Here is a 12,998-nt window from a genome sequence, read left to right on the forward strand (position 1 = left end):
ACGCGAACAAACGCGCCAGGGAGGAATTCATCTTGAACGACATGACGTTGCCGCGCTCGGCTGCGAACCCTTTTGCTCGCCCTGATGGCTGGACCGCTCGCATGATCCACCCGCTGTCCGATCAAGGCGTCGGGCGCGCCGGCTCGTTCGTATCGACGTCGTTCGAACTCGCGGACGTCCAGGGCTCCGAGACGCTGTTCGTCACCGCCTGGGGCCTTTACCGCGCCTCGATCAATGGTCGCCGGGTCGGCGCCGAAGTGCTTTCACCAGGCTGGACCAATTACGACGCCCGCCTTGCCATCCAGGAATATGCCGTAGCGGACCTGTTGAAGCCCGGCACGAACGTCATCGAGATTTCCCTGGGCGATGGCTGGTTTCGCTCGCCTTTGATGTGGACCGGCAATGGGCTCGCCAATATCTGGGGCGAAAAGATCGGTGCCTTTGCTGAGCTGCGGCGTGCGCCCGAAGGTCAGGTCCTGCTCGCAAGCGACGGCACTTGGCGGAGCGGCGAGACTGCGGTCCGGAAGTCGGGCATCTATTTCGGCGAAACATACGACGCCAGGGTACGTTCAGCAGAAACGCACGGGGTAGAAGTTGTGGACTTCGATCAGCGCGTGCTGGTCGCGCAGGAATGTGCCCCGGTCCAGGAACTACAGGCGCTTCAGTCCATCCACTCCTGGCGCGATGCGGAAGGCCGGACGGTCTATGATTTCGGCCAAAATATCGGCGGCTACATTGCCTTTGCCGGCCATGGCGATGCGGGCGCCTCGGTTCTGTTCGAGCACGCCGAAATTCTCGACAAGGATGGCAATTTCTACAACGTCAATTTCCGCAGCGCCGAAGCCGTCGTCGAATACACCTTTGCGGGGCAGGGGACGGAAACCTACCGGCCAACCTTCACCTTCCAGGGTTTCCGCTACGCACGCGCCACGATCTCCGGCACTGCCACTATCGACGCGATTGAAGCGATCCCGATCACTTCGGTACCCAATCCGACGGCAAGCTTCACCTCCGCCAATCCACTGGTAGATCGCCTGGTCCAGAACACCATCTGGTCGCAGCGTGGCAATTTCATCGACATCCCCACTGATTGTCCGCAGCGCGATGAGCGGCTCGGATGGACTGGCGACGCGCAGGTTTTTGCACCCACGGCCTGCTTCCTTGCTGACAGCCACGCCTTCCTCGCAAAATTCGTCCGCGAGATGATTGTCGACCAGGACCCCGACGGCGCTATCGCCCACGTCTCGCCCAATCCGCTGCGGTTGAAGCGGCCACCGGACGGCAGCACATTCAGCGGCTCGACTGGTTGGGGCGACGCCATCAGCGTCATCCCCTGGACCCTGTTCACCCATTACGCCGATCGCGCCATCCTCGAAGAAGCCTTCTCGGCAATGAAGCGCTGGAACGACTATGTCTGGGCGATCAGCGATGGCCCCATCGTTCGTCCGCCCTCGGGCTGGGGCGTGAAGGGTTTTAGTTTCGGGGACTGGCTGCAGCCGCAGAACGACCATCTCAAGGCCGTGCCGACGATGGGCGACGATGCCGCCGCCACGATCTATCTCTATATCTCGTCGGCCCAGATTGCCCGCATTGCCGAGACGATCGGTCGGCCTGAGGAAGCGAGGTACTTCGCGGCGCGAGCCGAAGTCGTGAAGGCGGCGTTCGCCTGCGAGTTTATCACGCCGGCCGGACGCCTGCTTTACGACGATCAAAGCTCCTACGCGTTGGCATTCCTTCATGACCTGATCCCGGAGCAGCACATCGAGGCTGCGAAGAAATGGTTCAAGGCAACGATCGCCCGCGCCCGCGGCCGGATCGGCACCGGCTTCATCGGCACGCCGGCGCTGCTGCCCGCTCTCGTGAAGATCGGCGAACCCGAACTGGCTGCCAGTGTCTTCCTGCAGGAAGAAGTGCCGGGCTGGCTGGCGCAGGTGAAGCGTGGCGCGACGACCATCTGGGAGCGCTGGGATGGGATCAAGGCGGACGGTTCGATCTTCGAGCCGACCATGAACTCCTACAACCACTATGCCTATGGCGCCGTCTGCCAGTGGCTCTTCGAGGCGGTAGCGGGCTTCCGGCCGGACCCCGAGGCGCCCGGTTTTGAGCGCGTTGTCTTTGAGCCGATCATCATACCGAGCCTCTCGCCCGTCAGTGCCCATCACGACAGCGTCGCCGGCAGGGTCGCGGCCGACTGGGCGATCGAAGGCGACACCGTCACCTACACATTCACCGTACCGGACCGCAGCGAGGGGAAGCTCGTGCTGTCGGACCGCTATTTCGAAATCTCGGTCGATGGCCGGCCGCTGGCCGCCATCGAGGGAGGGAAGGCGCGCTGCCAGGTCGCGCCCGGAACGCACACAGCCAGGTTCCGCATCAACTGGCATGCATGAAGCCCGAAAGGGGCAAGGGAGGAGTTTATGACGATGAATACCTGGAAGACCCTCGTGGGTCTCACCGCTGGCCTTATGGCCATGACTGGCATGGTCGGCATTGCAATGGCGCAGACCAGCCTGACCCTGTTTTCGCCAAACGATCAGGCCGCCGTTGCCTATACCGAGGAAATGGTCGCCGCCTTCGAGGCTGCCAACCCCGATATCAGCGTTGAAATAGAGGTCGGACCCGGCGGCACCGAGCGCGACAACATGGTCAAGAGCCGTCTTGCGACCGGCACGATGAATGACGTGTTCGTCTACAATACGGGCTCGCTATTCCAGGCGATCAACCCGATCCAGACGACGACGGATCTCTCGGCCGAGCCTTACATGGCCACTATCCTCGACAGCTTCAAACAGACCGTGACCGCCACCGACGGCACCCTGCATGGCGTTCCCTATGGCCAGGCCATGGGCGGCGGCATTCTTTACAACAAGAAGATCTATGAAGAGCTTGGCCTCTCGGTCCCCACCACCTGGGACGAGTTCATGGCCAACAACGCCAAGATCAAGGAAGCGGGCAAGGCTCCTGTCATCCAGACCTTCGGCGACACCTGGACCTCGCAGCTCTTCGTCCTCGCCGACTATTTTAACGTGCAGGCGGCCGAGCCCGATTTCGCCACCAAGTACACTGCCAACGAAGCCAAATATGCAGGCAATCCGGCAGCCATGGGCGGCTTCCAGAAGCAGGCCGACGTGTTCAACGCTGGCGACCTCAACGAAGATTTCGGTGCGGCCGTGCTCGATGATGGTCTGCGCATGCTGGCCCAGGGCGAAGGCGCACACTATCCGATGCTCACCTTTGCAGTCGGAACGATCGCACAGAACTATCCGGACCTCGTAAGTGACGTCGGATATTTCGCCCTGCCGGGCAACGATGCCGCAAAAAATGGCACCACCGTCTGGATGCCGACCGCCCTCTATATCTCCGCCAGCAGCCCCAACCAGGAAGCGGCCAAGAAGCTTGTGGCGTTCGTCGCGAGCAAGCAGGGCGGCTGCGACCCCTGGGTCAAGATCAATGCCATCACCGGCCCGTTCCTGATCCAGGGCTGCGAACTGCCGGCCGACGTACCGCCGGCGGTGGCCGATCTCCAGACCTACTTCACCGCTGACGGTCGTACCGCCCCGGCGCTGGAGTTCCTGTCGCCGGTCAAGGGGCCGAACCTCGAGAACATCACAGTCGAAGTCGGTTCCGGCATTCGCACTCCTGAAGATGCTGCGGCCCTCTACGACGAGGACGTGAAGAAGCAGGCGCAGCAGCTCGGCCTCCCTGGCTGGTAAGCGACTGCAGAGGTGGCGGGCTGGTAATGGGCCCGCCACCTCGCCCAAATCGGAGGAGATTATGTCTGTAGCGACTGCGACCGAGGCCACGATTGGCCACGGGCCGGTACGTGCTGGCAAGCGCGAGACGGCCTATCCAGGATGGTTCCTGCTCCCGGCGGCGGTGATTTACGCGGTGCTGTTTCTGCTGCCGACGATTTCATCCCTCTATTTCAGTTTGACGCGCTGGACGCTGTTCGATGCGACCTTCATCGGCTTCGAGAATTTCGCGCAGTTTTTCCGTGAGCCGTTTCTCGTCAAGGGTCTCGTCAACACCGTCATCTACGCCGTCGTCACCTCCAGCATGAAGGTCGTGCTGGGCATGGCCTTGGCGCTGTTGCTGACCAGCAGGATAGTCGCCCGCGGCTATCTGCGGTCGGTGGTGTTCTTTCCGGTGCTGGTTTCGACCATCGGGGTCGGCATCACCTTCACCGTGCTCATGCATCCGACCAACGGCATGATCAATGAGGGGCTGGCGCTGCTAGGCGTGAAGGGGCCGGGCTGGCTCACCAATCCGAATCTGGCACTTTTCTCCGTGGCGCTCGTCGACGTCTGGAAGGGCGTGGGTCTCGCCACGGTCATCTACATCGCCGGCCTCGTCGCCATCCCCAAGGACTATTACGAGGCGGCCCGCATCGATGGCGCCACGCCCTGGCAGAATTTCTGGTTCGTCACTTTGCCGCTGAGCCGGCCTGCAACGGCAACGGTCATCACCCTGTCCTTTATCGGCGGCCTCCGCACCTTCGATCTCATCTGGGCCATGACAAAAGGTGGCCCCGGCTTTGCCTCCGATACGATCGCTTCGGTGATCTACAAGCAGTACCAGGCGGGTTTCTTCGGTCTCTCGACCGCAGGCAATGTGGTGCTCTTCATCCTCATCGCCATCCTCGTCGTGCCGCTGACCATGCTCCTCAATCGCAAGCGAGGCCACGAATGAAAAACCGCGCTTCGGTGATCGGCGGCCTCGCCGCCATCCTCTTCAGCTTCTTCGTCTTCGTGATCCCGTTCCTGTTCATCATCCTGATGTCGTTCAAGGATCGGCAGCAGGCATCGCTGCGGGACTTTTCCTGGCCCAACGGTTTTCACCTCTGGGATAACCTCGTGGCGGTCGTATCGACCCGCAACTGGATGATGGTGACGGCCTTCGTCAATTCGACCATCATGACGGTCACCAGCGTGACGCTGCTCATCGTCTTCGCAGCCATGGTCGGTTTCGTGCTGGCCCGCCGCAACAGTCGCTGGAATGGCCCGATCGAATTCCTGATCCTTGCGGGCCTTATGATCCCGCCCGCCGTGGTGCCGACCATCTGGCTGCTGCAAGGGCTAAAGCTGTTCGGCACGCTGCATGGCATGATCCTGATCCAGGTGGCCTATAATCTGCCGTTCTCGATCATCCTCTACCGCGCCTTCATCGTCACCATTCCGCGCGAGCTGGATGAGGCCGCGGTGATCGACGGGGCCCGTCCGCTGGACGTGTTCTTCCGGATCATCCTACCGCTGCTCTGGCCGGTGACGGTGACCAATATCGTGGTGCAGTCGGTCGGCATCTTCAACGACTTCACGAACCCGCTCTATTACCTGCCGGGCAACCAGAACGCAACCGTGCAGCTGACGCTCTACAATTTCCAGAGCCAGTTCAACACGTCCTACAATCTGCTCTTCACCAACATTCTGCTCATCACCATTCCACCGCTGATCGTCTTCCTGTTCTTCAACCGGCAGATCGTCGCGGGCATGACCGCCGGCGCGGTCAAGGGCTAGGGCACACTCTAAATCGAGGAGACGGCTATGGCCGGACTTGAATTACGGCAGCTGCGAAAAAGCTACGGCAATGTCGAGGTGATCAAAGGCGTCGACCTGACCATCGAACATGGCGAGTTCGTGGTGTTCGTCGGCCCGAGCGGCTGCGGCAAATCCACCTTGCTGCGCATGATCGCCGGGCTGGAAGATATCACCGGTGGTGAACTCAGGATCGGCGGCAAGGTGATGAACCAGGTCGAGCCGCGGGATCGCTCGATCGCCATGGTCTTTCAGTCCTACGCGCTCTACCCGCACATGACGGTCTACGACAATGTCGGCTTCGGTCTCAAACTGGCGAAGACACCCACGGACGTTCGAGACCAGAAGATCCGGGAGGCCGCCCGCATCCTGCAGATGGAGCACCTGCTGGACCGCAAGCCTGGCCAGCTCTCCGGTGGTCAACGGCAGCGCGTCGCCATTGGCCGCGCCATCGTGCGTCAGCCCGAAGTCTTCCTCTTCGACGAACCGCTGTCCAATCTCGATGCGGCACTGCGTGTGGACACGCGCATGGAGATTGCCAAACTCCACCAGAACCTTGGTGCCAGCATGATCTATGTGACCCACGACCAGGTCGAGGCCATGGTTCTTGCCGACAAGATCGTCGTGCTCGACGGTGGCGTCGTGCAGCAGGTCGGCAGCCCCATCGAGCTTTACCAACGGCCGGCCAATCTTTTCGTGGCGGGCTTCATCGGTTCGCCCAAAATGAACCTGCTACCGGTCGCCGTCGAGGCAGTGTCCAACGGCAAGGTGACTGTCTCCAGCAAGGATCTGGCGGCCACGGATGTCGCAGCGAACGCGTCGGGCATTTCGCCTGGTACGACAGTGACATTGGGTATCCGACCTCATGCCCTCCAGATCAGCAGCAGCGGCACATTGGTTGGGCGTGTTGCGATCGTCGAGCGATTGGGCAACGAGACCAACGTCAATGTGGAACTGCCGACCGGCGGGCAGTTGATGGCCGTTCTCGATGGGGACCAGCCGCTGCAAATCGGAAATGGTATCGCGCTCGGCTTCGACCCCGCCGACGCCGTAATCTTCGATGGCCAGGGGTTGGCCCGCCACCTCTGACCCACAATGCAAAATACAGTTTGGATCGACATTTTGCGCGCTGCGCACGGTGAAGGAGAGACTATGCCTATCGGAACGATAACGAGACGCACCGCACTGATTTCCGCGGCGGCCATGTTCGGCGCCACAGCATTCCCCAGAATTGGCTTTTCTCAGGAGGAGAAAACGATCGAAGCGAAAACTGTGTATGGCCGCGTTGCGGGTCGCAGCGAAGACGGCATCGCCAAGTTCCTGGGCATCCCTTATGGCGCCCCGCCGACCGGCGCTTTGCGTTTCAGGGCGCCGACCGCGCCTGCGGCATGGAGTGGGGTGCGGGATGCACTGGAGTTCGGCAACCCGTCATTCCAGGTCGCCGGTGGCGAGATGGGGCCCAACGGCAATGGCCGCATGCCGGCGCCGTCGGAAGACTGCCTCTATCTCAACGTCTGGACACCTGCCGTAGACGGCAAGCGTCGACCCGTGATGTTCTACAATCATGGCGGCGGCTACATGATCGGCTCTGGCGGTGCTACCGGCCAGGACGGCACAAATCTGGCCCGGCTCTATGATGTCGTCGTCGTTGAGTCCAACCATCGACTCGGACTTTTGGGCTACCTGTTCCTGGGTGACCTCGCCAAGGGCGACTATGCCGCTAATGCCGGTATGCTTGATATCCAGGCGGCCCTGCAATGGACGCGCAACAACATCGAGAATTTCGGCGGCGACCCCGACAATATCATGGTCTGGGGCGAGAGCGGTGGCGGCTCCAAGACCGCGGCCATTTACACTATGCCCGGCGCGGCATCGCTCTTCCACAAGGCGTCCATCGAAAGTGCTGCACCCCTGCGCTTTCCAACGCGCGAGCAGGCGACCGAGCGGGCCCAGGAAACGCTCAAATGGCTGGGTCTCGCCCAAGTCGACATCGGTCAGTTGCAGGACATCCCTGCGGCACGCCTGCTCGAGGCCCAGGAAGCGGGCAATGCCCGGGGCCTGGCCCCTTGGGGTGATCCGGACCCGGTTCCGGGATTCGGTTCCTTCGTCGATGGCGACGTCATCACGCAAAATCCCTTCGCCGACGGCGTGGCCGACTTCTCCAAGACCAAGCCGCTGATCTGCGGCACGACGCGCGGCGAAACCGTGTTCTTCGCTTCGTTCGGCCCCAAGGATGTGTTTGCCATGGATGACGCGGGGTTGCGCGAGCGTCTCAGCGGTACGTATCAGGGTGACAAGCTCGATGGCATCATCGCTGCCTTCCGCACCTCCCGGCCAGACGCCAGCCCGTCGCAGCTTTATTTCGCCATCACCACGTCCGCCATCTGGAAAGACGCGCATGCCGAAGGCGTCGTGGATTGGCCGGCTTACGATCTGGAAAAGCGGCCGACCATGTGGCTCGACGCGGAGTGCCGGATTGTTGAGGATCTCGACAAAGCCGAGCGTCTCTATTGGGAATCGACTGCGTCGTGACCCAGCCGGGGCGGCCGGGGCTCGGCATCGGCCGCCATGGGACCCTATGAATTTGCGACTATGAGGAAGCGCTGTGCCTGAACACTATACGCTCAACGACGGGACCACCCTGCCAACCATTGGCCTCGGAACCTACAGCCTCTGGGGATATGCCGGCGCAGAGGCCATGTCCGCTGCGCTGCAGGAGGGATACCGGCTGCTCGACTCAGCGGTGAACTACGAGAACGAAGGCGCGGTTGGCCGTGCCGTCAAAATGTCAGGCATCGCCCGAGAGGACATTCGCGTCGCTTCCAAACTCCCCGGGCGGCATCACAAGAAGAGTTCGGTGGTGCGCACCATCGAAGAGTCGCTGCTCCGGACCGGGCTCGACTATCTCGACCTCTATCTCATTCACTGGCCCAATCCGAGCCAGGGTCTGTATCTTGAGGCCTGGGAGGGCATGATTGACGCGCGCGAACGTGGCCTGGTCCGCTCGATCGGCGTCTCGAACTTTCTGCCTGAATATCTCGATGTGCTCATCGAAAAGACCGGTGTGGCGCCAAGCGTCAACCAGGTGGAATTACATCCGTACTTCAACCAGGAAGAGCAACGAGCGGCCGACCGGAAGCGCGGAATTCTCACTCAGGCGTGGACACCAATCGGCAAGGGGACAGCGCTGCTTGAGGAGCCGGCCATTTTGGCCATAGCGCAGGAACTGGGATGCACACCTGCACAGGTCGTCCTGCGCTGGCATCTGCAGCTCGGCGTGCTGCCTATCCCCAAATCCGCCAATGCCAAGCGCCAAACCGAGAACCTGGCCATTCAAGACTTCGAACTCAGCGCCGACCACATGCGCGCCATCGCGGGCCTGACCCGTCCTGCCGGCCGCATTTTTGACGGCAATCCCGCCACCCACGAAGAGTTCTGAATCACCTTACCCGACTGCGCGTGGCCTCACGTATGCAGGTGCCAGGAGCAGTCGGTCTGCTTTCCACCCCTGGCGCCGCGCGCTGGGGCCCGACAGGTGGGAGCCGGGTGAGCGTCTTGCTTCATCTTCAACCGAGAAAATGGACACTGAACAGCCAAAAACCAAGGCCGACGACAGTCGCCACGGTGAACACCAGGAAGGCCAACGTCTTGTAGCCACGCTTCTCCAGATGCTCGATGAGAGCGTTGATTATGATGTCCATGGCCTCACTTCCCGTCGAGAGAACTGAAAGCAAAGAAGAAGAACCTATCTGCCCCTTGTACCTGCATCATTGTCACTGATGTGGACACGTGCGAAATCTTCTAGGATTTCCTTTGAGCACTAGGTGATCTCGCTATGAACCCGGCACTCGGTCATTTGCTGGTACTGGCTGTCACAATCGCGTCGCCGACGCTTGCTCAGGAACTGTCACCGCAAGCTCGATTTGAGCAGCGTCTTACTACTAAGCTCAACGGAGCCCCATTCCAACAAATAACGCTGAAGTCCTGTGTTCTAACCGTGTCCACAGATACGGATATTACGTGCGACGATCCTCGACATAGCTATATGCTGAGGTCCCATACCGAGATATTGCACCTTTCCGAGATCACGGAACATATTTCCTCCAGAATATCCGCGTTCCTTGACGGCTATATTGTCCTGGAGTTCCAATTCGACCCCGAAGTGGCAATGTGGTTGAACGCATACTCAAGGTTCTCGTCAGACATAATGGAACGGTACCCAAATGATCTGCCAGAGAGGTTTTCAAAGTTCGAAGAACTTTCCTCGGAGTTTTTTGCCAAGAGCGGGCTGAAGTCTCGAGAGGTGACTGAGTACTGCGGTGCGGAGCTGACCGCTGGGATCTCGCCTCATTTCGGTGTTCGCGTTACGGGTGATCAGAACGAGGGTCTTGCTTCGGAGCTGGAGCGGTACGTCCAGTCCTACTGCGCCAATTGAGCGGGCGTAGAACCGATGTCGCGGTCACATCCCCGAAACCGACGCCCCGCGCTAGCTCGTAAAACTTCGCACCAGCGAGCCGACCACCAGATACCAGCCGTCCACAAGCACGAAGAAGATCAGCTTGAAGGGCAGGGAGATCACCACCGGCGGCAGCATCATCATACCCATGCTCATCAGCACCGAAGCGACCACCATGTCGATGATGACGAAGGGCAAAAATAGCAAAAAGCCGATTTCGAAGGCGCGGCGCAGTTCGGAGATCAGGAAGGCCGGAATAAGCAGCTGCAGCGGAATGGCTTCCGGTTCGGCCGGGATTTCCGCCTCGGTCAGGTCGTAGAACAGCGACAGATCCTGCTCGCGCACATTGGCGCGCATGAAGGCGTGGAGCGGCGCTACAGTCGGCTCAAAGGCCTCGGAAATCTCGATTTCGCCGGCCAATAGCGGCGCGATGCCGTTATTGTAGCTCTGCTCCAAGGTCGGCTGCATGATGAAGAAGGTGAGGAACAGCGCCAGCGAGATCATCACCGAGTTCGGTGGCGCGGTCTGGAGGCCAATGGCTGTACGCAGCAGCGAGAGCACGACGACGATGCGCGTAAAACTCGTCACCATCACGAGGATGGATGGCGCCAGCGACAGGATGGTAAGAAGGCCGATGAGCTGGATGGCGCGTTCGGCCAGAGCCGTGTCGTCGCCAAAGCCGATCGAGAGTTCCTGCGCCTGGGCAACGCCCATGGCGGCCAGCGACAGGCCCGCCGCTACGACAAGACCGATCAGGGCGCGCTTCTTGAGGCGCGCCCGCGCAGCACTAGTTTCGGTTGTTTTCGCCCTGCGCTTCGTGATCACGCGTTACGCTTTCGTTAACCGCTCGTCCTGCGTCTTCTGTAGCTGAGTCGGTCTCGGTCGCGGGCGAAATGTCCGGCTTATACCCGGCTGGCAGCGTGTCTTGCGTGGAGACAGGGCGCAGCAGGCCCGTATGGCGCAGCGAGCGGCCCGGCGCCTGTTCGCGCGCCTTGTTGGCCTCGCGGGCGCGGTCGATGGCAGCGCCGGGGCCGGCGACGGTGGTTACGATTGCGGCGGCAGGCTTGGTTTCGACGGGCTTGGCGTCATTGCTGGCCTTGCGGCCGATCATCGGCACGGGGCGGCGGGTCGTCTGCGCCGCGGGCGGCTCGGGCGGCACGATGCCGGATTCCACCACTAGGTCCTGATTGCCGCCGGTCAGGATCAGATGTTCGACATTGTCGCGCCGCACGATCAGCAATTGCCGCTTCTGGTCGACGACGAGGCTGTCCACGATGGCAAGGCGCTTGTTGCGGCCGCGCACGCCATTGCTCGATACGCGGAACAGCAGCTTGAGCAGCCACACGCCCAGAAGAATAAGGACGATGACGGCGCCAAGGGCGAAGAGTGCGGTCAGGTAGGTATTGCCGCTTCCGCCGAAGAGGCTGGTGATGAACTGCACTGATTCTAACTCCTAGAGTGGCCTTCCCGACTCTGTCGGGCATTTTCTGCCCAGTCAAATCAGGCAATCATGCAGAATGCGAGGCATTTTAGGACAGCATGTGGTCACTATTAACGCTTCTTTAACCCTGATTAGGCAGGTTTTGCCCATCTGACTTGGACTCAGGAGTAGTCGCGATGGGGTTGATGGACATGCCGGTGTTTTCGGCGCTGACGGACAAGATGCGCTGGCATCAGGCTCGTCAGGGTCTTCTGGCCGAAAACGTCGCCAATGCGGACAATCCTGGCTTCAAGGGTCGCGACCTGAAGCAATACAATTTCGAAGATCGTTTCAGCGTCGTGCAGGCACCGGTCGTCAGCACTGCGACGACTCAGCCCAGGCACTTTTCGACCTCTATCGGCGGCGGCACAAGTTTTACCGACGACAAGATGGTCAATTTCGAGATCACGCCGAAGGGAAACGGCATCACCCTCGAAGACGAGATGATGAAGGTCACGACCAATATGATGGACTATCAGGCCGCGACCTCCCTCTACCAGAAATCGGTCAAGATCCTGAAGACCGCACTCGGCAAGACCGCATAAGAAAGGGCCTGAAGCATGGATTTCAATACCTCTATCGGCATCGCCGCCACGGGCCTGCACGCACAGTCCGCCCGCATGCGCGTCATCGCCGAAAACATTGCCAACGCCGACTCCACGGCCTCGACGCCGGGCGGCGAGCCCTATCGCCGCCGCGTTCCCACCTTTGAAACGGTGATGAACAACGAGCTCGGCGGTCGCGTCGTGACCATGGGCAAGCTGGCCTATGACCAGAGCGACTTCAACAATCGCTACGAGCCCGGCCACCCGGCCGCCGATGCGAACGGTTACGTTCAATATCCCAACGTCAACACACTGATCGAGACGATGGACATGCGCGAGGCCCAGCGCAGCTATGAGGCCAATCTCAACGTCGTTTCCGTCACTCGCCAGATGCTCGGGCAAACGCTCGACATCCTGCGCGGCTAACGGTTCTGGGGGCTATTATCGTGGCGTCAACACCATTCAATATCGCAGCCGCGGCCTATGGCAATGCCAGCCGCCTTGCATCGCAGCTCAGCCGCCCTGAGGCGGAAGCAGCCATCGCCGGCGTTGCCGGCGGTCCCAACTTCGCGCAGATGCTGGCCCAGTCGGTCCAGTCCGTGACCGAAAGCGGTCGCGCTGCCGATCCGACCGCCATCGCCACGCTCAGCGATGCGGCAACGCGCATGCTGACCCAGGCTTCCCAGCCCGGCGCGCAGCTTGGCACCAATCCGGGCAACCAGGGCAATGATTTTGCTGCCATGCTGGCCCAGTCGGTCCAGGGTGTCGTCGATCAGGGCCGGAACTCGGACCAGATGGCCATCGACATGGTCAATGGCAAGGCAAACGTGGTCGACATGGTCACCGCCATGTCCCAGACCGAATTTGCGATCGAGAGCATCGTGACGATCCGCGACCGTGTGATCCAGTCCTATGAATCGATCATGAGCATGCCGATCTAAAGGTACTTCGCCTTATCTGACACCACCCCAATCTCGATTGTCACC

General features: G+C 60.8%; 14 protein-coding genes. 11 read left to right on the forward strand and 3 right to left on the reverse strand.

Translation table 11 applies throughout. From position 1 onward, the window contains the following. Nucleotides 1-41 precede the first annotated feature (41 nt). From NVV77_RS06335 to NVV77_RS06365, 7 genes are all read left to right on the forward strand, one after another. On the forward strand, nt 42-2,390 hold the full coding sequence (locus tag NVV77_RS06335; RefSeq protein WP_295412252.1) for an alpha-L-rhamnosidase: 2,349 nt from the start codon (nt 42-44) through the stop codon (nt 2,388-2,390). Nucleotides 2,391-2,417: 27 nt separating this feature from the next. Beyond that, entirely contained in the window at nt 2,418-3,713 is a 1,296-nt protein-coding gene (locus NVV77_RS06340) for an ABC transporter substrate-binding protein (RefSeq protein ID WP_295411634.1), read from the forward strand. A gap of 61 nt (nt 3,714-3,774) precedes the next feature. Beyond that, nucleotides 3,775-4,689 (forward strand): carbohydrate ABC transporter permease, encoded by a 915-nt coding sequence (locus tag NVV77_RS06345; protein ID WP_295411635.1) that lies wholly within the window; start codon nt 3,775-3,777, stop codon nt 4,687-4,689. Then, nucleotides 4,686-5,513, forward strand: a complete 828-nt coding sequence (locus tag NVV77_RS06350) for a carbohydrate ABC transporter permease (protein ID WP_295411636.1) — start codon at nt 4,686-4,688, stop codon at nt 5,511-5,513. Before NVV77_RS06345 ends, NVV77_RS06350 begins: the two co-directional genes overlap by 4 nt. A 27-nt stretch (nt 5,514-5,540) precedes the next feature. Then, nucleotides 5,541-6,620, forward strand: a complete 1,080-nt coding sequence (locus NVV77_RS06355; protein ID WP_295411637.1) for an ABC transporter ATP-binding protein — start codon at nt 5,541-5,543, stop codon at nt 6,618-6,620. 183 nt (nt 6,621-6,803) lie between these two features. Then, nucleotides 6,804-8,063, forward strand: a complete 1,260-nt coding sequence (locus NVV77_RS06360; protein ID WP_295411638.1) for a carboxylesterase family protein — start codon at nt 6,804-6,806, stop codon at nt 8,061-8,063. A gap of 73 nt (nt 8,064-8,136) precedes the next feature. Further along, the gene (locus NVV77_RS06365) at nt 8,137-8,970 is read left to right on the forward strand and encodes an aldo/keto reductase (RefSeq protein WP_295411639.1); all 834 of its coding nucleotides are present in this window, start codon (nt 8,137-8,139) and stop codon (nt 8,968-8,970) included. 127 nt (nt 8,971-9,097) lie between these two features. On the opposite strand, the gene NVV77_RS06370 is transcribed toward NVV77_RS06365, so the two are convergent. Next, complete coding sequence (locus NVV77_RS06370; RefSeq protein ID WP_295411640.1) at nt 9,098-9,232, reverse strand: hypothetical protein; 135 nt, start codon at nt 9,230-9,232, stop codon at nt 9,098-9,100. Nucleotides 9,233-9,366: 134 nt separating this feature from the next. Here NVV77_RS06370 and NVV77_RS06375 point away from each other — a divergent pair, with 134 nt between their 5' ends. Further along, nucleotides 9,367-9,966, forward strand: a complete 600-nt coding sequence (locus NVV77_RS06375) for a hypothetical protein (protein WP_295411641.1) — start codon at nt 9,367-9,369, stop codon at nt 9,964-9,966. A gap of 51 nt (nt 9,967-10,017) precedes the next feature. Here NVV77_RS06375 and fliP read toward each other — a convergent pair whose 3' ends face one another. Then, nucleotides 10,018-10,701, reverse strand: a complete 684-nt coding sequence (gene fliP, locus NVV77_RS06380) for a flagellar type III secretion system pore protein FliP (RefSeq protein ID WP_295412254.1) — start codon at nt 10,699-10,701, stop codon at nt 10,018-10,020. 73 nt (nt 10,702-10,774) lie between these two features. Further along, complete coding sequence (locus tag NVV77_RS06385) at nt 10,775-11,428, reverse strand: flagellar biosynthetic protein FliO (protein WP_295411642.1); 654 nt, start codon at nt 11,426-11,428, stop codon at nt 10,775-10,777. Nucleotides 11,429-11,604: 176 nt separating this feature from the next. On the opposite strand from NVV77_RS06385, the gene NVV77_RS06390 reads away from it, so the two are divergent. Genes NVV77_RS06390 through NVV77_RS06400 form a run of 3 tightly spaced genes read left to right on the forward strand, consistent with a single transcriptional unit; the run spans nt 11,605 to nt 12,953 of the window. Continuing rightward, nucleotides 11,605-12,012, forward strand: coding sequence for a flagellar basal-body rod protein FlgB (locus NVV77_RS06390; RefSeq protein WP_295411643.1), 408 nt, complete (start codon nt 11,605-11,607; stop codon nt 12,010-12,012). 15 nt (nt 12,013-12,027) lie between these two features. Then, nucleotides 12,028-12,438: a flagellar basal body rod protein FlgC gene (gene flgC, locus NVV77_RS06395; protein ID WP_295411644.1), complete on the forward strand. Its 411-nt coding sequence runs from the start codon at nt 12,028-12,030 to the stop codon at nt 12,436-12,438. 20 nt (nt 12,439-12,458) lie between these two features. Further along, on the forward strand, nt 12,459-12,953 hold the full coding sequence (locus tag NVV77_RS06400; protein WP_295411645.1) for a flagellar hook-basal body complex protein FliE: 495 nt from the start codon (nt 12,459-12,461) through the stop codon (nt 12,951-12,953). Nucleotides 12,954-12,998: the final 45 nt, after the last annotated feature.

This window comes from Devosia sp., from assembly GCF_024707125.1.
In the GTDB taxonomy this organism is placed as follows: Bacteria; Pseudomonadota; Alphaproteobacteria; order Rhizobiales; family Devosiaceae; genus Devosia.

Coding starts and splice junctions, on each gene's coding strand:
- NVV77_RS06375 (WP_295411641.1), top strand. CDS start 9,367: ATGAACCCGGCACTCGGTCATTTGCTGGTACTGGCTGTCACAATCGCG.
- NVV77_RS06335 (WP_295412252.1), top strand. CDS start 42: ATGACGTTGCCGCGCTCGGCTGCGAACCCTTTTGCTCGCCCTGATGGC.
- NVV77_RS06390 (WP_295411643.1), top strand. CDS start 11,605: ATGGGGTTGATGGACATGCCGGTGTTTTCGGCGCTGACGGACAAGATG.
- NVV77_RS06370 (WP_295411640.1), bottom strand. CDS start 9,232: ATGGACATCATAATCAACGCTCTCATCGAGCATCTGGAGAAGCGTGGC.
- NVV77_RS06355 (WP_295411637.1), top strand. CDS start 5,541: ATGGCCGGACTTGAATTACGGCAGCTGCGAAAAAGCTACGGCAATGTC.
- NVV77_RS06350 (WP_295411636.1), top strand. CDS start 4,686: ATGAAAAACCGCGCTTCGGTGATCGGCGGCCTCGCCGCCATCCTCTTC.
- fliP (WP_295412254.1), bottom strand. CDS start 10,701: ATGGGCGTTGCCCAGGCGCAGGAACTCTCGATCGGCTTTGGCGACGAC.
- NVV77_RS06340 (WP_295411634.1), top strand. CDS start 2,418: ATGACGATGAATACCTGGAAGACCCTCGTGGGTCTCACCGCTGGCCTT.
- NVV77_RS06345 (WP_295411635.1), top strand. CDS start 3,775: ATGTCTGTAGCGACTGCGACCGAGGCCACGATTGGCCACGGGCCGGTA.
- flgC (WP_295411644.1), top strand. CDS start 12,028: ATGGATTTCAATACCTCTATCGGCATCGCCGCCACGGGCCTGCACGCA.